The organism is Shewanella sp. A22, from assembly GCF_053850585.1.
Window position 1 is genome coordinate 23,820 of sequence record NZ_JBSQBN010000010.1, and the last position, 19,173, is coordinate 42,992.

A 19,173-nucleotide genomic window follows, 5' to 3' on the forward strand; every position below is an offset into this window, starting at 1 on the left:
TGTAATGACCACTTGATAGGAGTAGTGATGAGCAATATTGTTTGGCATCAACATGCCATTGACCAAGCTGCCCGTGGTGCCCAAAAAGGCCAAAACCCGGTTCTGTTATGGTTTACGGGGTTATCTGGTTCGGGTAAATCAACCCTTGCAGGTGCATTAGAACGGGCATTATTTGAACACGGTTTCCATACCTATCTACTCGATGGCGATAACGTTCGCCATGGTCTGTGTAAAGACTTAGGTTTTAGTATTGAAGATCGCGATGAGAATTTGCGTCGGGTCGGTGAAGTCGCTAAGTTGATGGTTGATTCTGGCTTAGTGGTGCTATCTGCATTTATCTCACCAACCCGTGAAGAACGTGATCGTGTTCGGGCATTATTCCCACAAGGTCAATTTGTTGAAGTGCATGTGTCGACACCATTGAGTGTGTGTGAATCGAGAGACCCCAAAGGTCTGTATGTAAAAGCGCGCAATGGTGAAATTACCAATTTCACAGGCATTTCTTCACCTTACGAAGAGCCTGAATCTGCTGAGTTAACCATCGATACCAGTAAAGGTGATTTAGCCACTCAAGTAAATGGATTGCTGGCGTATTTAAAAGCCATTGAAGTGCTTAACCCACCAAGAGAAATTGCCGGTGCAGGCATTTAGACTGCACTCAATCGACAATAAAAAGGGCTGATGTTGATATAACATCAGCCCTTTTTTATATTGAGTCTCTGTTGCTGTGAGCGATTAAACACTCAGTACTTGTGAGCGACTACACCAGCACCTGTTTGAGCACTCTCTGCCAGTTTTCTCCCATAAAACGATCGCGATCGGTGGCTTTAAAACGCGCTTTTTTTAAGGCATCGTCTATGCGGCTCATGCGGTCTATGCTGTTTAACTCAGGGATCACCACATGCTTAGGCTCTACATCAAAGCCGAGTACATGTTTGCTTTCTAAGCTATGCCACCACTCAAGATATTCTTTTATTCCTTCACTATTATTGTTATTTAACGCTAATAGATTTTCTTGTCCACGCAGTGGGAAATCATTGGCAATGGCCGCGCAATCAACACCGCCGATTTTGGCGATATAAGCGAGTTGATTAATGTAATCATCAATTGTGGGCGTTGGCTTGTTAGTGAGCCAAAAGCTCATCATAAACACGCCAAATACGCCGCCATTATCGCCAATGGCACGGATGACTTCATCGGGTGAGCAACGGGCATTGTTGACAATAGCGCGTGCTGCGCCATGGCTTTGTACAATAGGTGACTGGCTGAATTTTATGGTATCAAGGGCCGTTTGGGCACTTGAATGACTGACATCGATAAGAATATTTTTACGATTTAGCTCTGTTATCAGCTCTTGTCCTGCAGTCGTTAGCGGAGTATTAAGACTCTGTAAGCCGTCATTATCTAATGCGCCACCAGCATAACGATTACCATAATGGTGTGTTAGCAGCAAAACACGTAAACCTTGTTGATGTAGATTATCTAACTGCTGCCACTGGTTGCTTAAACCGTCATTTTCTACACAATCAGCACCTTGAATTTGAAAAAACACCGCGGTTTGTTGTTGAGCTCTCGCCTTACTAATATCTGTGCCCGTAAGCCCTTGTAGATACACGTCTGGATTGGCTTTTACTGAATTAGCCGCTTGGGTGATGCTGTTGATGCAGGCTTGATAAGTGCGTTTATAGTTTTTAGTGCCATCGGCTTGTTCAATGGTTTCTATTGCTGAGATATCGGCGATAAAGGCGTCGAGCTTTGAGGCTTTAACATCATTGATGTCGGTTGGTAAAAACGATAACCCATCGATGTATAATCGACGTGGCTTGGCGGCCCAAGTAGGAAATGAGCTTAAAGGGCTTAATAATGTGGCTGCTCCAAGGCCTTTTAACATATGACGGCGAGCTTGGTTACAGACTTTTTGAGTCATTATTATTCCTTAGTGTTGGTAGGTATTTCAGGTACCAACATTTTGTGTATAGGTAACGATGGCTTGTGCTAACGCAGTTAAACCATTGGTACGAGATGGACTTAATTGGCCACTTAATCCGAGACGGTCAAAATACTGTGTTACATCAAATTGCTGTATTTGCTCGGTGGTTTTACCTTGGCAGGCGACCAGTAACAACCCAATTAAGCCTTTTACAATACGGGCATCGCTATCAGCCAGATAAAAATGTTGGCCATTTAGTGTGTAATGGTACAACCATGCTTGGCTTTCACAGCCTTTAACTTGTGCATCTGTCTGTTTAAATTCTGCATCGAGTGGCGGCAATAGCTTTCCTAATAACATTATCTGGCGGTATTTATCTTGCCAGTTATTAGCTTGCTCAATGAGGTTAACGGCTTCAACTAATTCATCCGATAAAGGCGAAAATAACTGCGGTGAAGGTGTAGTGCTTGGGTTTAACATGGTAATTCAATTAACCTCGGTTGTAGAGAAAAGATACATCAGGAGCCGCGTGTTGTACCTTAACACTATAACAATAACTCTTTTACAGTATTAAGTGCATGAATAAATTGATCAACATCTTGCTTATTAGTATAGATGCCAATAGACGCACGGCAACAACCGCTTAAATTAAGACTGGTCATCAGCGGCATAGCGCAATGATGACCACAACGAACGGCCACAGCTTGTTGGTCGAGTAAAATTCCTACATCTTGGTGATGTTCACCTTGTAGATTGAAAGCGACAGCGCCAACATTATGGCTGTGATTCTCAGTTAAGAGCTTCTGTTCGCCGTGACTATCCTTGGCAATACCATACAACTCAATAGCGCCAAGTTGTTGCAGTTGCTGTTGTAAGTAGTGGATCAATTGTTGTTCGTGTGCGAGCAGTTGTTCGCGGGGCAATTGTTGTAAAAAATGAATTGCTGCCCCTAGGCCAATGACTTCTGCGATAGCGGGCGTGCCAGCTTCAAGGCGATTAGGTAACGCACCAAATTCAGTCTGCTCAAAACTCACGGTTTTGATCATCTCGCCGCCAGTGAGCATTGGGGTTAATTGATCGAGTTGATGAAATCGACCATATAAAATTCCCACGCCTGTTGGCCCATACATTTTATGGCCTGAAAACACATAAAAGTCACAATCAATTTGTTGTACATCAACCGGTAAATGGGCAATGGCCTGAGCGCCATCAACTAAGGTTCGCGCGCCGACGGCTTTGGCTTTTGCGATTAGCTCATTGACTGGGTTTAATGTGCCCAAGGCATTTGACACATGGCATAGGGCTACCACTTTAGGTTTAAGGGTTAATAGCTGCTCAAAAGCGGCTATATCTAGCTGTGCATCTGACGTTAACGGGATCTGTTTGATCACCGCACCGGTGCGCTTTGCCAGTTCCTGCCAAGGAACAATATTGGCGTGGTGAGCTGCAGTATCAATTAATATCACATCATTTGGCTTGATTTGCGAAGTCAGTCCGTAGGCCACCATGTTGATCGATTCTGTGGTGCCGTGGGTAAAAATGATTTCGTCTTGACGCTGGGCGTGGATAAATTCAGCCACTTGTTGCCTAACCGCTTCATATTGCTGAGTTGCCCTTGCTGATAATTGATGCGCTGCACGGTGCACATTGGCGTTGTTGAGTTGGTAGTACTCGGTCATCGCATCAATCACCGCTTGCGGCTTTTGGCTAGTGGCTGCGGTGTCTAAGTAGCACAAAGGATGATCGCCAATGGTCTGTTTAAGTGCCGGGAATTGATCGCGCAATGCTTGATGATCAAATAAAACGGCAGACGATGATGACGATGCAGGCTTCATAAATAAGGGTTTCTGTATTAAAAAGAAAAGGCATCAAGATCTTCAGTGATCTTGATGCCTAATGCAAGGCTTTGTGGCAATAAGCCTAATGACGTGAGCTTACGGACAAGGGAAACGATATAACGCCGATAACTCGTTAATTCTGCCCATCAACTCAGCAGATAAGCTGACTTTATGACTGTCGATGTTTTGCTTTAACTGATGTAAATCGGTAGCACCAATAATGTTAGCGGCGACAAATTTGCGGCTATTTACAAACGCTAGGGCCATTTCGGTGGGAGATAGACCAAACTCACGGGCCAAATCGATATAAGCTTGCGTCGCTTCTAGGGCCATAGGAGTACTGTTATAGCGGGCAAAGCGTTTAAATACCGTTAAACGTGCGCCTTCAGGCCACTGATTATTTTCGTATTTACCGGTTAAAGCACCAAAGGCTAACGGCGAATAGGCTAATAATGGTACTTCTTCGCGATGACTTATTTCAGACATGGCAATTTCGTAACTGCGATTAAGTAAGTTGTACGGGTTTTGTACACTGATAATTCGTGGTAAATCGTGCTTTTCGGCTAATTTTAGATATTTCATAAAGCCCCAAGGGGTTTCATTAGAAATGCCGATATAACGCACTTTACCTTGCTTAATGATTTCCGCTAAGGCTTCAAGAGTGTCTAAAATAGGCGTGTAATGTTCAGCTTCGTCATGTTCATACATCATTTCGCCGAAGAAATTGGTATTTCTATCCGGCCAATGTATTTGATACAAATCGATAGTGTCGATTTGTAAGCGCGCTAATGAGTCATCAACGGCTTGATGGATGTTACGCCAGTCGAGAGCCATATCTTTACGGATATAATCGCCTTTATCACCAGGCGCAGAAACTTTAGACGCAATCACTAAATTGTCGCGATTACCTTGTGCTTTTAGGTAGTTACCAATAATGCGTTCGGTTTCACCTTGGGTTTCTGCTTTAGGTGGAACAGGGTACATTTCAGCAGTATCAATAAAGTTAACGCCTTGACCAATAGCATAATCGAGTTGAGCAAAAGCGTCTGCTTGGGTATTTTGTTCACCCCAAGTCATAGTGCCGAGGCAGATTTTACTCACCTCAAGGCTAGAATGCGCGATACGTTGGTATTCCATTATATTCCTCCTATGGAATGTACTTAATCTGAGGCTACCAAGCTTTTGGGTTATTGCAAAGCGCTATAATAAAGTCGTAGTAAAACAGCTTAAAAAATATTCAGAATCACATATTAATGAGGTTACCTTCTTTAATTATGATATGTTTTCGCCAATGGAGTTGTTATCAAAGGATTGTTATGAAGTTTCGAGTGTGGATTGTATTAGTGGTCATTTTATTTGTGGCTTTGACCGGCTGGTTTTATTTTAACCAACAGTTAGCCGATCCGATTGCATCGACGCCATCTCCGGCCAGTAAAACACTAGATAATCAAATTCAAACTCCTTCTGAGCCCGCTCAAGAAACCGATGCTACAGCTATTGCGGTTACCAATTTTGCTGTATGCAAAACACTACTACAAAATAATGATAAACAAAGTGATGATTGGGCTAGTGATAATTACCTTGGCTGGGACAAATATCTCAATGAATACAGTCTAGACGAAGTCACGCTAGTCGTCGAAAAACTATCAAGCGAGTACGCTGCAGTAGATTTTAAAGTGGCACAACTACGGAAAAATTCCGAATTAGTGTTATTCAACCAAAAGTATACTCAACTATTGCATCAAGATCTTGTCAATCAAGGCGTAGATTTAAATAATGAGTTTTTTCGTGAAGCAACAGTGACAAGAAAAGTACCATTACCAGAATTTGAAAATATTTCGAACCTATCACTAGAGCAACAAAAAGCCCTTTTTGACAACGTAATACCTACTATAGATGATGCAGCCGCGTTGATGTTAGATAAACACGTTTCAGATCAAATGATGATCATCATACTTGATCATATCAATGGCCTAAATGCGATTGTTGGATTTGAAGAACTCGATACTGTTTCAATTCTCGACTATGCCATATATGGCTCTCGAATCGATGTCGTGAAATATCTACTAGAGCGTGGTGTGGAACCAACACAAGATAGTTATTTGGCATCATCAATGGAATGGGCATTAAGTGGATTAACTTATAATCCAAACCATCAGACAGCAGCGATCGAAATGATAAAAATGCTACAAGCTCGCCAAGTGAATGCACGTTTTAACCAACAAGACCGAACATTAGTTGAGGGCTTTTTCCCGAAAAATTATTATCAATTTGAAGCGGAAAAAATTGAGTCCTTACTGCAACTATACGGGCTCGACTTACTAAGTATTGAGGGGAAAACGCTTCCTCGTATCGCTGAAGACCATCCGCTATTACAAGCTTTGCAAGCACAACAGTTGGCTTTTGCCGAACAAGAGTTAAACGTTACAGACTTAGGTAATGTATTATCTCAATGTCGTACTACAGTGAATCATATTAATAAGCAGTGGCAACCCAAAAGTTCAGCCTCTTTGCTTGAACAAGCCGAAAAAGATTACTTACTAGATCCCCAACAAACCATCAACCAACTCGCTAAAATCGATCCGAGCTTAGTCGATTGTCTAATCACTCGAGTGACACCTTATCAACGTCCACAAAGGTATATCCCGAACTTAAATCAACAATTTAGATTACTTGACGATGGTAATATCAATGGTTTCATTGATGCGGTATTAACCTTGCCATTAACAGATGCGAATAAAAATTTGCTTTTTACCCAAGCATTAGAATTCGATAGCTATTTTTATGATGAGTTATTAAATAGCGAGTTATATGTGGATCCCATCCAGTACTCCGACTTTAATTCTCATATGTTTAGTCCTAAGTTTTTAAGTGGATTGGATGACTCAGGCTATGATTTATATGAGCAAGATAATCGCGGTAAAACCTTACTTTATTATGCGGTTATCAACGGTAATTTGATTAATATTACCTATATTGTTGATCTGAAACTTCCCTTTAAAGGCCGCAGTACTGAACTACTATTGAGTAAAGGGCTCGATCCCTTACATGTGGCATTAAGTATTGAACCTTGGCAATTTAAGCCAGAAGATGCCGTTGAAAAAGTGGATTTGTTAATGCGCTACCAGCCTAAAATCGATGAGTTTCATTTACGTCGAATGGGTTTGATAAAGTTAAAATACCCCGATGTTTATCAACAAATTATTAGTGCCTACTCACAACTCAAAGTTATTGATGACAACGCGTTACCTTTGAGTATATGTGGAATATAGTCAACCCAAATGACACTGATTAATGGGGGGAACTAAGCGATCCCCATTATTCTAGCGGTGATTCTACAAGGTTTTTATCATCGCGATTTCGCAGGCATCGTGACCAGTTTCGCCTAAATGCTCACAGTGGATAAAGCCCAATTTTTCATATAAACCCAGGGCTTCAACCAATATGGCGGTGGTTTCTAAATACATCGATTGATAGCCTTGCTGTTGGGCAAACTCAATACATTGGCGTGTTATAGCCTTGGCCATACCTTGGCCCCTAATAGTGCGGGCAAAATACATTTTCTGTAGTTCACACACGCCATCATTTTCTGCTAATGGTGCAATACCTGCGCCGCCAACCACTTTACCTTGGTATTCAATCACCCAGTATTGTGAGCCTTCAACTTGATATACCTCACTTAAACAGTCGAGGGTTTTATCGGCTACACTAAAGCCTTTGTCTGGGGTTAAGCCGTATTCTGCTGACACTTCTCGAATAACCGCTGCCAATGCGGCATTGTCTTGAGCTAGTAGCTCGCGGATCACGCTTGGATGCATGTTAGCGTTAGTGGCATTTACTGGATGATTATCAGTCATTAAAAAACTCCGTATTGATAAAAGGCGCCATTGCCAGCACTAACGCTTGGGTATAAATACTTTCTCGGGTGGCTAAACCTCGGGTTAACAAACCGATAGCGCCGCCTTTTTGTTTTATATTATGGGTGTTAAACAAACGATCCATGACGTGGCCAAGTTCTTCGCCAGCTTGCAAGGCGTTAAACACTTTCTGTGGCAAAGGTAAATTAGCACTGCGGCCGACTGATAATGTGTCGTTATGGATAATGGCCATATAAGCAAAGGTGGCAGGGCCGTTATCAAACTGGTCAACACCGCCTTCCATTGCCACATAAAAATCAGCGTGTTGATTTATGCTTGCTGCATTAGCTTGGCAAAATTGAGCACGGTTGATAGCCCCAAGTTTTGTTTCTGCTTCGGTCATGGGTTGGTCTGCGACTAATGAGGGGGCATGCATGCCACTACAACGTATTTGAACATCTGGGAAGTATTGTTCAATGGCGTGCTGTGCTGCACTTATTTTTACAGGGTTGGTTGAACCCACAATGATAACTATAGTGTTTGGTGTTGCTGGAGGCGTCGACATAGGGCTATTTTCTTTATTGTTTTAGTTAACTGTAATGATCACAGTGGTGAAGTTAACCACATTGTATGGGATTTTAACCATTTGGGGTTTGATGACGAAGTGATTTTTATTGCTGCTAATTGTAACTCATTGTAAATATAGTGTTTGTATAGTTGGTATGAAACCTGCTTCTTGATGGTTAATTACCGCTAATACACATAAACAAGCGTTTCTTGATTTTATCACTTATGTGTTGCGGGCTAAGTAAATTATTATTTTCATAAAAGGAATTAATCTAATGTCTATTCGAATCGCAACCATTAGTGTCACAGTCGGACTTATTCTAGGTGCAACAATATTTGGTGCTTCACATAGCGAAGCTGAGTCGGTGTTTTCATCATCAAAGGAGTCAGGACAAGTTCATGCAAGTCTTAACTTAGTACAGCAAAAGCTTAACCTTAGTGCAGGATCAATTTCAGAGTTAATTGCCAATACTGGTGCAGGTAAATTAACAATTGTTGGTGTCGAAGGTCTAAAAGAAGTAGAAGTCCTTGCAGACATCTATACCCCGTCATTAGATCAAGATGATATAGAAATTAAACTCAGTTTGACTCGCAAAGGTGACAAAGGCTATTTGCTATCAGAAATACACAGTGACCAATTTTTTGGTGAGTCACCTTTTATCGATTTATTAGTTAAAGTGCCATCAACGTTAGCCTTGAATATTAAAGACGGTTCTGGCCCCATTCAAATTGATGATGTTGGCGCTGAAATAGAGTTAATCGATGGTTCGGGCAGTATTGTAATCAATAATATTGGTAACTTGGCATTAACCGATGGTTCGGGCAGTGTCGTGTTGAATAATACTGGTAAATTGTCACTGGTTGACGGTTCTGGTTCTATTAATATTACTGACGTTAATGGCGGCATCATATTACAAGATGGCTCAGGGTCTATTGGCATTAGTAATGTTATTGGTGATGTGAGTATTGATGATGGTTCGGGTTCAATCAAGGTTGAGCAAGTCTCCGGATTAGTTAAAATAAATGATGGTTCTGGTGGCATTGATGTGGCTAACACCAAAGGTTTGACCATTGTTAATTCGGGTTCTGGTAGTGTCGATTATCAAAATATCGATGGACCACTGAGCCTAAACTGATCCCCATCAAAGCCAGTCAAATTACAATTATTGGCTTAAGATGTTCAAGTTAACTGCAACTGTTGCATACAACATGCATTTTTGTTTCAAAGCCGAGTTTAATCATGGCATCATGCAACCACGTTATCAGTGAAGTTAGCATTATTGAAATTAGAGTCGCATCATGGCAAAGAAGTTTTACGTAGTATGGGCCGGTCGAGAAACGGGCATTTTTACCAGTTGGGATGTCACTAAGCGTTCTGTTGACAAGTACCCGCAAGCTAAATACAAATCTTTTGCCACAGAAGCGGAAGCTAAAGCCGCATTTGCTAAGTCACCTGCAAGCAGTATTGGCAAAAGTGCACCCGTAAAAGCGGCTAGTGGTTCATCAAGCGTTAAATCTGCTGGGGTTGGAGCATCAACCAAAACCCTTGCGGCTAATCAAGCTGTACTCAGTCAATTTGATGTGGTGATTTACACCGACGGTGGTTGTGAACCTAATCCTGGCAAAGCAGGTTCTGGAATGGCGATATACCGCAAAGGCGAGTTAGCCGAGTTATGGTTTGGTTTGTACAACCCTAATGGCACCAATAATACCGCCGAACTCAATGCGCTACATCAGGCACTGATTAAGGCAAAAAAAGTGCTTGATGGCGGTGAAACCGTGCAAATTATGAGTGACTCACAGTATTCGATTAAATGTGTTTGTGAGTGGGCATATGGCTGGAAAGCTAAAAACTGGACTCGAAAAACCGGTGAAATCGCCAATCTGGAGATCATCAAACAAGCTCATGATCTATATGATGCAATGAAAGACGATATCGTGCTTCAACATGTTGCAGCGCACATTGGTATTGAAGGTAATGAACTGGCAGACAGAATGTCGATTCATGCGATTGATCAGCAGCACAAAGCATTTAGCCAATTTACTGCACCATTGGATATCAACAAAATTCTTGCGTTGCGAACAGGCTAGTTATTGTCCTAGCCCTACATTAAACGCCTTAGACCTCTTGAAAAACAACCACAAAAAAGCCGGATTGTTCCGGCTTTTTTATGTTTAATTTACAATTACTTATTATAACTAACGCTTACTCAGTGTTTTCTTCATACATTAAGTAATGGCTTTGCTCCATACCCAGAGATTCATAGGTTTTTTGGGCAATTTTATTGTCATGTTCAACATACAAACGAAAACTTGCCGTGCCGCCATTATCTGCCGCTAAGTCTTTTACCGCTTGATAAAGCTTGCCATAAATACCCTGACGACGATTTTGCGGACGTATGTACACGCTTTGGATCCAATAATAATTACTTGCACGCCAGTCGCTCCATTCGTAAGTGACCATCAACGAGCCAGCTATTTCACCATCAACTTCAGCCACTAAATATACCCCTCGTTCAGGATGGGTAAGCAGTCCTTCAACACCGCGAGTCAATTGCTCGGTGTCTAATGATAGGTTTTCAGTTTCCATTGCCATTGCTTGGTTAAACTGAACTAGGGCGTGTAGATCGGCAGGTTGGCCTATTCTTATTGTCATGGATTTCTCATTTTATCGAATGTTTATCGGATGTTTGTCATTATCATAATTGTGGCTAAAATAAAAAAATTGGCTTACAACGACAATCAATATCGACATTGTGAGCCGATGTTATAATATTTAGTACTTATTTGCAGGCTAAATGTGTCAGAGGCTTAGCCATGATATTCTGCTGAATTGAGCTTTCCTAAATTGCTGAGTATAAACACGGCTAAGTCGCTTAATCCCCTTAAAGTCACCATTACAAGGCAATAATAAAACAGCGGAATGAATTTTATTCAATATAACAAATTCGCGAGTAGATAAAATGGTATCGTTTGCATAATGTAAACACTGTAATTTACTGTTGTTTATTTTAAATTTTTAGTAGCAACAAATACTTACCCTTAACATTTTTATAGTATGTTGCGTGTGAATTAGCGCTCACTTATTTATACCTCTCCACTAACGTATAATTGAATTTTTTGTGACTTTGCAGTAATGTGACGCCACGACAATTTAGATCTATGTCACAAACTGCATAAATTGATGGAGATAATTATGAAAGTTGCTGTATTGGGTGCTGCTGGTGGTATCGGCCAGGCTCTAGCTTTACTGTTAAAAACTCAACTGCCTGCGGGCTCAAAGTTGTCTCTTTATGACATCGCTCCTGTTACTCCTGGTGTTGCGGTTGACTTAAGTCACATCCCAACAGACGTAGAAGTAAAAGGTTTTGCTGGTGAAGACCCAACGGCTGCATTAGTTGATGCTGATGTTGTGTTAATGTCTGCTGGCGTTGCGCGTAAGCCTGGTATGGATCGCTCAGATCTATTCAACATCAACGCTGGTATCGTGCGCAACCTAATGGAAAAAGTGGCTGTAACTTGCCCTAAAGCATTAGTGGGTATTATTACTAACCCAGTTAACACGACTGTTGCGATTGCTGCTGAAGTATTAAAAAATGCAGGTGTTTATGATAAAAACCGTTTGTTCGGTATCACAACACTTGACGTTATTCGTAGCGAAACCTTCATCGCTGAGCTTAAAGGCTTAAAAGTTGCTGACGTTAAAGTTAACGTAATCGGCGGACACAGTGGTGTGACTATTCTTCCATTACTTTCTCAAGTTGAAGGTGTTACTTTCACTGACGAAGAAGTGGCAGCAATGACAACTCGTATTCAAAACGCTGGTACTGAAGTTGTTGAAGCTAAAGCCGGTGGCGGTAGCGCAACATTATCAATGGGCCAAGCTGCATGTCGCTTTGGTTTATCATTGGTACGTGGCCTTCAAGGCGAAGCTAACGTAGTCGAATGTGCCTATGTTGACGGCGGCAGTGAGCACGCTACATTCTTCGCACAGCCAGTACTTCTTGGTAAAAATGGCGTAGAAAAAGTATTACCTTATGGTGAAATTAGTGCATTCGAAGCTAACGCTCGTGATGCAATGCTAGACACCCTTAAAGCTGATATTAAATTAGGCGTTGAATTTGTTAAGTAATTAACAATATCGATGGTCTAAAAAACGCGAAGCCTTTTGGGGTTTCGCGTTTTTTTGCATAACAATAGCTCTTCTTTTACCAACTTATTTCTTTGCCTTGCCAATCTAAGTAACTGGCTTCGCCGTTGGACTCAATGTTGCTCATGATGTTATACAGCTGGCTGGCGACAAATTCAGGGGTAAAAAGCTTGCCTGCGGGTACATTAGCCTGAAAGGGTTTCGATAATGGTGTGTCAGTGGTGCCAGGATGAAACGCGATAAGTTTTACTCGTTTAAGGCGTCTGGCATATTCCACCGCAGTGGTTTTGATTAGCATATTTAATGCCGCTTTTGACGCGCGATAGCCATACCAGCCGCCAAGTTTGTTGTCTGAAATGCTGCCAACTCGGGCACTCAAAATACTGATTACACATTTTTGTTCGCCAGTGACTTTATGACGTGGTAGTGACAATAATGAGGTGAGGGCGCTTAGCCATAACATAGGCACAATACTGTTGGCATAAAACAACTGTTCTAACGATAGTGCATCAATATCCTCAATGCGTTTCTCTGGCATTAATGTTGAATCTTTAGCCGAATGAGGCCCTAAAGTTGAATCAGCGCTTTGCGGGTTTTTACTGTGCAAAATACCATTACACATCACTATTCGTGTCACTTTGCCTGCAATGGCCGCTATATTGGTAACACATTGTTCTATTGAGGCTTGCTGATAATCACAGCTGAAATGATGATGGCTAATATTGTCCGTAAGATCATGTAGTATCAATTTATTTTGGCGGCTAACCGTAATGATTTGTAGCGGCGAAGTATCATGCCTGTTTGACTGCTGGCTTGATGCTTGCTGAATAACTGCTTGATCAGTATAGGCTTGGTGAGTAAAGGTTTTGGTAATAAAAGCTTGGGCAATTAGCGATGACGCGCCAATCACAATAATGGTTTCTGTTGTCGTTGAATCGCTCATATTGTTTGTCCTTATTTGATGTTACAGCTGCCGTTATCACAGCGCTTTTGACCTGTCAGCAAATAAGATATACGGTAACGATTACGGGCAAAGGCCAAATACGCGATGTCAGCAACAGGTTTGATTAGCGGTAACCGTAATAACTTTATCCAACCATGTTTACCGGTTAAGCCCCAAGCTTTAGCTGTAACATCTAAACCATACAGCCAGCTACCATTAGCTTGTAATCCATGTAGCATGGTATTGGCTTTTACGACATCTAAGTCAGGAAAACGCTGATTAATATCTGCGGCGTTAATGTCTTCAAGGCCGATGCGGTTTAAATTGTCATGACGCTTTAATTGCTTCATTTCATTGAGACACAGCGGGCAAGTGCCATCGTAAAAAATAGTCAGTTCCATTATTTACCTCTTTATGCCAATGCTTACTAAACACACATTTTGAATGCTTATATTGACTATTGTACGCCCCAAACACCAAGCCAGTTTACATTTGTTTCCATGATCGAGATTACACACAAATCACCTAAAATTATGATCTTTTTATTTCAGCTTGGCGTATAGTTTAAAAACAAATCACAAGGGCTGAATCATGCCATTAAGCCAAGCAATCATTAACGTGACTAATTTACGTTTGCGTACCTTTATTGGTTTTAACCAAGACGAACGCGACAAGCAACAAGATGTGGTGATCAATATCGAGATCCATTATCCAGCCGATCGATCGTTTCAAACCGACGACGTTGCCGACGCACTAAACTACAAAGTGATCACCAAAAAAGTGATCCAACATGTCGAAGAAGGTCGTTTCTTGTTATTAGAAAAACTGGTTGCTGACGTATTAGATATTTGTCGTGAACACCCCAGTGTAACCCTGGCAAGAGTGACCATCGATAAGCCCCATGCACTGCGTTTCGCCGATTCAGTGTCGTTATCTTTAGAGTACCAAGCCTAATCATTATTTAAGGATGTTATTATGACGACCATTAATGACATAACTCGCGCAGAGTTGTCTGCAGAAGCATTGAAAGTACAGCAAGCATTAGTCGCCCACGGACTTGAAACACCACTGATTCCAAACGATATGAACAGTGAGCAAAAGTATCAGCGTATTAAAGGCTTAATGACCGAAGTAGTATCCACATTAGGGCTAGATTTAACCGATGACAGCTTAGCCGAAACTCCACACCGCATTGCAAAGATGTACGTTAACGAGATTTTCTCGGGCCTCGATTATGCTAATTTTCCTAAAATAACCCAAATTGATAATAAGATGGGTGTTGAAGAGATGGTAAAAATTAGCAACATCAGTGTTGTCAGTACCTGTGAGCATCACTTTATTACCATCGACGGCTTCGCCAAAGTGGCTTATATACCTAAAGATAATATTATTGGTTTATCGAAAATTAACCGTATCGTGCGATTTTTTGCTCAGCGTCCACAAGTGCAAGAGCGGTTAACTCAGCAGATTTTAGTGGCCCTGCAAACGTTACTGACGACTAATGATGTAGCCGTTAGCATTAACGCGACTCATTATTGCGTAAAATCACGCGGCATTATGGACACCTCATCAAGCACACAAACCACTGCGCTTGGCGGCTGCTTTAAGGCCAATCCCGCTAGCCGAGCCGAGTTTCTAGCATAAGGTCTAGCATAACGTTTAGACATAACTTTTACCGTAACGTTCAGACATAACTAGCCTGAACTCGAAATGGCTCGCACCACAGCTTTTAAAAATGACTTCACTTACTGAAGTCATTTTTTATGAACACACTATCGATTGTCATTATTAGACGGTAGGATGGCTTTTAGTCAGATTCGAATGGTTTGCTTTGAGATAACCATCTAATTTAATTATGATAAAGGCTCAATGTATTGAGCTAACAATAAAGAGAGCATTATGGAACGTACAATACTGATCACTGGTGTAGGTAAACGTATAGGCTATGCACTGGCTAAATATTATTTGGCCCAAGGTCATCAGGTCATTGGCACCTATCGCACCCATTATGACAGCATTGAACAGCTCGGTAAGTTGGGTGCAAGCTTGCACTCATGTGACTTAACCGATCCCACTGCCATTGATGCACTCGTCAATCATATCAATCAATATCACGATAGCCTCGATACCATTATTCATAATGCGTCAGACTGGTTACCCGACAACAGCGGTTTAAGCCCAGCTGAGACTATGGCGAGAATGATGCAAATTCATGTTTCAGCGCCGTATCAAATCAATCTTGCTTTAGCACCATTATTGATTAATGCAGCTAAAACCCATGACGACAGTATTGGTGCCAGCAACATTATTCACATGACCGACTTTGTTGCCGAAAAGGGCAGTAAAAAGCATATCGCCTACGCTGCCAGTAAAGCTGCACTTCATAACATGACACTCTCATTTGCTAGCTTGTTAGCACCGCATGTCAAAGTGAACTCCATTGCCCCAGCGATGATTTTATTTAATGAAGATGACGGCGAGGCATACAAAGCCAAAGCATTGGCTAAAGCCATATTGCCCAAAGAAGCCGGTAATGCCGAAATCATTTCTTTAGTCGATTATTTACAAGGCAGCCATTATGTAACAGGTCGAAGTTATGCTGTTGATGGTGGCAGGCATTTAAAATAATTCATAAAACGCCAAGCGCTAATGTGCGGGGCAAAGTTGACGCAATTTTATAATGGACTTCTAGATGGCTAATTGCTAGTGTAGATATTAATCAATATCCACACTCGCTATTATCGAAAGGAAGTCACTATGTCTGCAGAAAACATGAAGCTGGAATCATTGGCGTTACATTATGGTTACGAGTCTGAAGCAACAACCAAAGCTGCAGCCGTGCCGATTTATCAAACCACCTCATATACCTTCGATGATACCCAGCACGGTGCCGACTTGTTCGACTTAAAAGTGGCTGGCAATATTTATACTCGCATTATGAATCCAACCACCAGCGTACTTGAGCAACGTTTAGCCGCAATTGAAGGCGGTATCGGTGCGCTTGCAGTGGCATCTGGCATGGCCGCCATTACTTACGCTATTCAAGCGTTAACTCAAGTGGGCGACAACATTGTCAGTACAAGCCAGTTGTATGGCGGCACGTATAACTTATTTGCCCATACGCTGCCACGCCAAGGCGTTGAAGTCCGTATGGCAGCATTTGATGATTTTGATGGTTTAGATGCATTAATTGATGTCAATACCAAAGCACTATTTTGCGAATCAATTGGTAACCCAGCTGGTAATATTGTTGATTTACAACGTTTAGCCGATATTGCCCACAAACACGGAGTGCCATTAATTGTCGATAACACTGTGGCTACGCCTGTATTATGCCGAGCATTTGATCATGGTGCCGACATTGTTATCCATTCGCTCACTAAATACATTGGCGGTCACGGTACAACCATTGGCGGGGTGATTATTGACTCGGGTAAATTTGACTGGGTTGCCAACAAAAAACGCTTTGCAATCCTTAATGAGCCAGATCCGTCTTATCACGGCGTAGTGTATACCGACGCCTTTGGGCCTGCCGCCTACATTGGCCGTTGCCGCGTTGTGCCACTGCGTAATACTGGCGCAGCGTTATCACCACACAGTTCATTTTTGTTACTTCAAGGCTTAGAAACCTTAAGTTTACGCATGGAACGTCATTGCAGTAATGCCCTTGCGCTAGCTGAATATTTACAACAGCATCCTAGTATTAGCTGGGTTAATTACGCTGCATTACCAGACAGCCCACATCATGCAACCTGCCAAAAAATCACTGGTGGTAAAGCCTCTGGTATTATTAGTTTTGGTATTAAATCCGACAACGCAGAAGCGGGTAAAGTGGCTGGTGGTAAGTTTATTGATGCACTGCAAATGGTGCTGCGTTTGGTGAATATTGGCGACGCTAAATCGCTAGCTTGTCATCCTGCCAGTACCACTCACCGCCAACTTAGCGGGGCTGAATTAGCTAAAGCCGGTGTATCAGAAGATTTAGTGCGTATTTCTGTGGGTATTGAGCACATAGACGACATCATTGCCGATGTCAGCCAAGCACTTGATAAGGCAATTGAAGGCTAATATTTGAGTTTTAAAAAATAGTGATTTTTGCCCGAAGATGTATAGTGATAACAAGCTTCCTATCAAGATATGTTATTTGATAGGGAGTGATTTATGGATTACAACGAAAGATTAAACAGTTTACAAGGACATAAAGTGTTGCAGAATATTAAGCCAAGGCTGCCGTTGATCGTGTTAATTGTTATCTCGATTAGTTGGGCTATTTATTATCGTGGTCAGCATTTTTATAACGAATACGGTCAAGCAAAGTTTGAATGGCTTTATTTCATTGATGGTCTAATTGTATTGCCGTTATGTTGTTGGTTTTGCATCGATGACAAAAAGCAGGCCTTTATCAAAGCGGCGCTTTATTGCTGTTTGGTTGTTTTGATTGGTAGCGTTATTATTCCTGATCAACAAAAATTTATTTGGCATTATCTTGAAACAGGCCGTTACATTGTTTTAGCTGGCTTTATAATACTTGAAATCGTCACTATTTTAACCGTTATCTTTGCTGTTAAGCAGGCATTAACTCATCGACAAGATCCCGATTTAGCTATCATTCAACCTATAGAAAAACTCTTAGGTAAAGGTGTGGTTACTAACTTAATTGCTTTCGAAACTAGGTTATGGACTTACGCGCTGTTTGCTCACAACGTTCAGTCACAGCATTTTATAGGTAAACCCTTTAGCTATCATAAGAAAGATCAAACTCAAACTAACTTGCTTGGGTTTATTATGATTATGCTGTTTGAGTTACCTATTATCCATATTTTACTGCATTTTATTTGGTCTGCTACCGCTGCAAATGTCATTAGCGGTTTAACAGTATTAGGGCTGGGCTTTTTTGTTGCAGAATATCGTGCGGTAGCAAAAAGGCCTATTTCATTAACGCAAGATACATTAATTATCCGCTATGGTGTCTGGCAACCCTGCATCATTGCGTTATCGAATATCAACAGCATTGATACCAATCAAACCAGTATAAAACGCTGCCGTACACTAAAACGCTATAATTTATTTGGCATACCTAATGTGGTTATTACACTTAAACAGCCACAACAAGGAGTGAGTCGGGTTTACCTTGGCGTTGATAACCCTACGACATTGATAAATAGTGCAATAGAAAATATTACTGCAATTAAGCAATAGCCAATCTTCTCGTTGGGGTAATAATCACTGGTAAAGGAATATCCCAAAATTCGGTTGGTAAATGGCTTACTTGTTGACAATCGTGAGCAAACCCAACGGCTATTGGTTTATTATCAACTACTTGCGCCAAAGTTCGGTCATAATATCCACCGCCCATGCCCATACGATTACCGTGTTCATCAAATGCCACCAAAGGAGTGATAATCATATCGAGTTTGTCGACTGTGATAATGTGTTGCACATTTAACTGTGGTTCATTAATGCCGTATTGATTACTCACCATCACCGAATCGCGGTCATAGCGCACAAACAGTAAGTTGCCTTTACTAAAAGGGTGAATGCGCGGTAAATAAAGCGTAATGCCAAGATCCCATAAGGCTTCAATGAGTTTCTGGGTCGCGAGCTCACCATCATGGGTAACATAAAGAGCAACGTGTTTGGCAGATAGTGCCTGGATTTCGGCTAACATATGGCGGCTGGCAATTAAGGCTAATTGATTTTGTTCTTCTGAACTGAGGCTATTACGTTCTTGTCTGACATGGCGCCGAATATTGTCGCGGCTCATGCCTGTGCTATCAAATAGCGGGTCTTCGAGTTCTGTTGGCGTGGCAAAATAGCTGATACGTGCCGAAGAAGTTGATGTAACAGGACGATTGTCCTTGTTAGTCATAAAACGCGTGATACTCATA

The 19,173-nt window shown here is 41.6% G+C and carries 20 protein-coding genes; 10 read left to right on the plus strand and 10 right to left on the minus strand.

The features are described 5' to 3' along the window. Window positions 1–27: 27 nt before the first annotated feature. The gene (cysC, locus tag ACWXWT_RS03465) at window positions 28–651 is read left to right on the plus strand and encodes an adenylyl-sulfate kinase (protein WP_456040219.1); all 624 of its coding nucleotides are present in this window, start codon (window positions 28–30) and stop codon (window positions 649–651) included. Between the two features lie 109 nt (window positions 652–760). On the opposite strand, the gene ACWXWT_RS03470 is transcribed toward cysC, so the two are convergent. The 4 genes from ACWXWT_RS03470 to ACWXWT_RS03485 form a co-directional block, all read right to left on the minus strand. Further along, complete coding sequence (locus tag ACWXWT_RS03470; protein WP_456040220.1) at window positions 761–1,927, minus strand: membrane dipeptidase; 1,167 nt, start codon at window positions 1,925–1,927, stop codon at window positions 761–763. A 27-nt stretch (window positions 1,928–1,954) separates the two neighbouring features. Continuing rightward, window positions 1,955–2,410, minus strand: coding sequence for a SufE family protein (locus ACWXWT_RS03475; RefSeq protein WP_456040221.1), 456 nt, complete (start codon window positions 2,408–2,410; stop codon window positions 1,955–1,957). 65 nt (window positions 2,411–2,475) lie between these two features. Further along, a complete protein-coding gene (locus ACWXWT_RS03480; protein WP_456040222.1) occupies window positions 2,476–3,765 on the minus strand; it encodes an aminotransferase class V-fold PLP-dependent enzyme in 1,290 nt (429 codons plus the stop codon). 99 nt (window positions 3,766–3,864) lie between these two features. Then, the gene (locus ACWXWT_RS03485) at window positions 3,865–4,905 is read right to left on the minus strand and encodes an NADP(H)-dependent aldo-keto reductase (RefSeq protein WP_456040223.1); all 1,041 of its coding nucleotides are present in this window, start codon (window positions 4,903–4,905) and stop codon (window positions 3,865–3,867) included. Window positions 4,906–5,084: 179 nt separating this feature from the next. On the opposite strand from ACWXWT_RS03485, the gene ACWXWT_RS03490 reads away from it, so the two are divergent. Continuing rightward, the gene (locus ACWXWT_RS03490; RefSeq protein ID WP_456040224.1) at window positions 5,085–7,040 is read left to right on the plus strand and encodes a hypothetical protein; all 1,956 of its coding nucleotides are present in this window, start codon (window positions 5,085–5,087) and stop codon (window positions 7,038–7,040) included. 63 nt (window positions 7,041–7,103) lie between these two features. Here the strand turns inward: ACWXWT_RS03490 and ACWXWT_RS03495 are convergent, their stop codons facing one another. Further along, window positions 7,104–7,625 carry a GNAT family N-acetyltransferase gene (locus ACWXWT_RS03495; RefSeq protein WP_456040225.1) on the minus strand — a complete coding sequence of 174 codons (522 nt, stop codon included), beginning with the start codon at window positions 7,623–7,625 and terminating at the stop codon, window positions 7,104–7,106. After that, the gene (yjjX, locus tag ACWXWT_RS03500; RefSeq protein ID WP_456040226.1) at window positions 7,618–8,190 is read right to left on the minus strand and encodes an inosine/xanthosine triphosphatase; all 573 of its coding nucleotides are present in this window, start codon (window positions 8,188–8,190) and stop codon (window positions 7,618–7,620) included. The genes ACWXWT_RS03495 and yjjX overlap by 8 nt, the downstream gene beginning before the upstream one ends. A 277-nt stretch (window positions 8,191–8,467) precedes the next feature. Here yjjX and ACWXWT_RS03505 point away from each other — a divergent pair, with 277 nt between their 5' ends. Together ACWXWT_RS03505 and ACWXWT_RS03510 are read left to right on the plus strand one after the other, a co-directional pair. Next, window positions 8,468–9,328, plus strand: a complete 861-nt coding sequence (locus tag ACWXWT_RS03505; protein ID WP_456040227.1) for a hypothetical protein — start codon at window positions 8,468–8,470, stop codon at window positions 9,326–9,328. 163 nt (window positions 9,329–9,491) lie between these two features. Beyond that, window positions 9,492–10,283: a ribonuclease H1 domain-containing protein gene (locus ACWXWT_RS03510; RefSeq protein ID WP_456040228.1), complete on the plus strand. Its 792-nt coding sequence runs from the start codon at window positions 9,492–9,494 to the stop codon at window positions 10,281–10,283. Window positions 10,284–10,398: 115 nt separating this feature from the next. Here ACWXWT_RS03510 and ACWXWT_RS03515 read toward each other — a convergent pair whose 3' ends face one another. Then, window positions 10,399–10,848 (minus strand): N-acetyltransferase family protein, encoded by a 450-nt coding sequence (locus tag ACWXWT_RS03515; protein ID WP_456040229.1) that lies wholly within the window; start codon window positions 10,846–10,848, stop codon window positions 10,399–10,401. Window positions 10,849–11,388: 540 nt separating this feature from the next. Here ACWXWT_RS03515 and mdh point away from each other — a divergent pair. After that, window positions 11,389–12,324 carry a malate dehydrogenase gene (gene mdh, locus ACWXWT_RS03520; protein WP_456040230.1) on the plus strand — a complete coding sequence of 312 codons (936 nt, stop codon included), beginning with the start codon at window positions 11,389–11,391 and terminating at the stop codon, window positions 12,322–12,324. A gap of 76 nt (window positions 12,325–12,400) precedes the next feature. Here mdh and ACWXWT_RS03525 read toward each other — a convergent pair whose 3' ends face one another. Further along, window positions 12,401–13,285 (minus strand): SDR family NAD(P)-dependent oxidoreductase, encoded by an 885-nt coding sequence (locus ACWXWT_RS03525; protein ID WP_456040231.1) that lies wholly within the window; start codon window positions 13,283–13,285, stop codon window positions 12,401–12,403. An 11-nt stretch (window positions 13,286–13,296) separates the two neighbouring features. After that, window positions 13,297–13,686, minus strand: a complete 390-nt coding sequence (locus tag ACWXWT_RS03530) for a thiol-disulfide oxidoreductase DCC family protein (protein WP_456040232.1) — start codon at window positions 13,684–13,686, stop codon at window positions 13,297–13,299. A gap of 190 nt (window positions 13,687–13,876) precedes the next feature. Here ACWXWT_RS03530 and folX point away from each other — a divergent pair, with 190 nt between their 5' ends. From folX to ACWXWT_RS03555, 5 genes are all read left to right on the plus strand, one after another. Next, window positions 13,877–14,239 carry a dihydroneopterin triphosphate 2'-epimerase gene (gene folX / locus ACWXWT_RS03535; RefSeq protein ID WP_350432613.1) on the plus strand — a complete coding sequence of 121 codons (363 nt, stop codon included), beginning with the start codon at window positions 13,877–13,879 and terminating at the stop codon, window positions 14,237–14,239. 21 nt (window positions 14,240–14,260) lie between these two features. After that, a complete protein-coding gene (gene folE, locus ACWXWT_RS03540; RefSeq protein WP_456040233.1) occupies window positions 14,261–14,929 on the plus strand; it encodes a GTP cyclohydrolase I FolE in 669 nt (222 codons plus the stop codon). A 255-nt stretch (window positions 14,930–15,184) separates the two neighbouring features. After that, a complete protein-coding gene (gene folM, locus ACWXWT_RS03545; protein WP_456040234.1) occupies window positions 15,185–15,913 on the plus strand; it encodes a dihydromonapterin reductase in 729 nt (242 codons plus the stop codon). Between the two features lie 144 nt (window positions 15,914–16,057). Then, window positions 16,058–17,353: an O-acetylhomoserine aminocarboxypropyltransferase/cysteine synthase family protein gene (locus tag ACWXWT_RS03550; RefSeq protein WP_456040249.1), complete on the plus strand. Its 1,296-nt coding sequence runs from the start codon at window positions 16,058–16,060 to the stop codon at window positions 17,351–17,353. A gap of 93 nt (window positions 17,354–17,446) precedes the next feature. Next, window positions 17,447–18,484 (plus strand): hypothetical protein, encoded by a 1,038-nt coding sequence (locus tag ACWXWT_RS03555; protein WP_456040235.1) that lies wholly within the window; start codon window positions 17,447–17,449, stop codon window positions 18,482–18,484. On the opposite strand, the gene ACWXWT_RS03560 is transcribed toward ACWXWT_RS03555, so the two are convergent. Then, window positions 18,474–19,172 (minus strand): 5-formyltetrahydrofolate cyclo-ligase, encoded by a 699-nt coding sequence (locus ACWXWT_RS03560; RefSeq protein WP_456040236.1) that lies wholly within the window; start codon window positions 19,170–19,172, stop codon window positions 18,474–18,476. The genes ACWXWT_RS03555 and ACWXWT_RS03560 overlap by 11 nt on opposite strands. Window position 19,173: the final 1 nt, after the last annotated feature.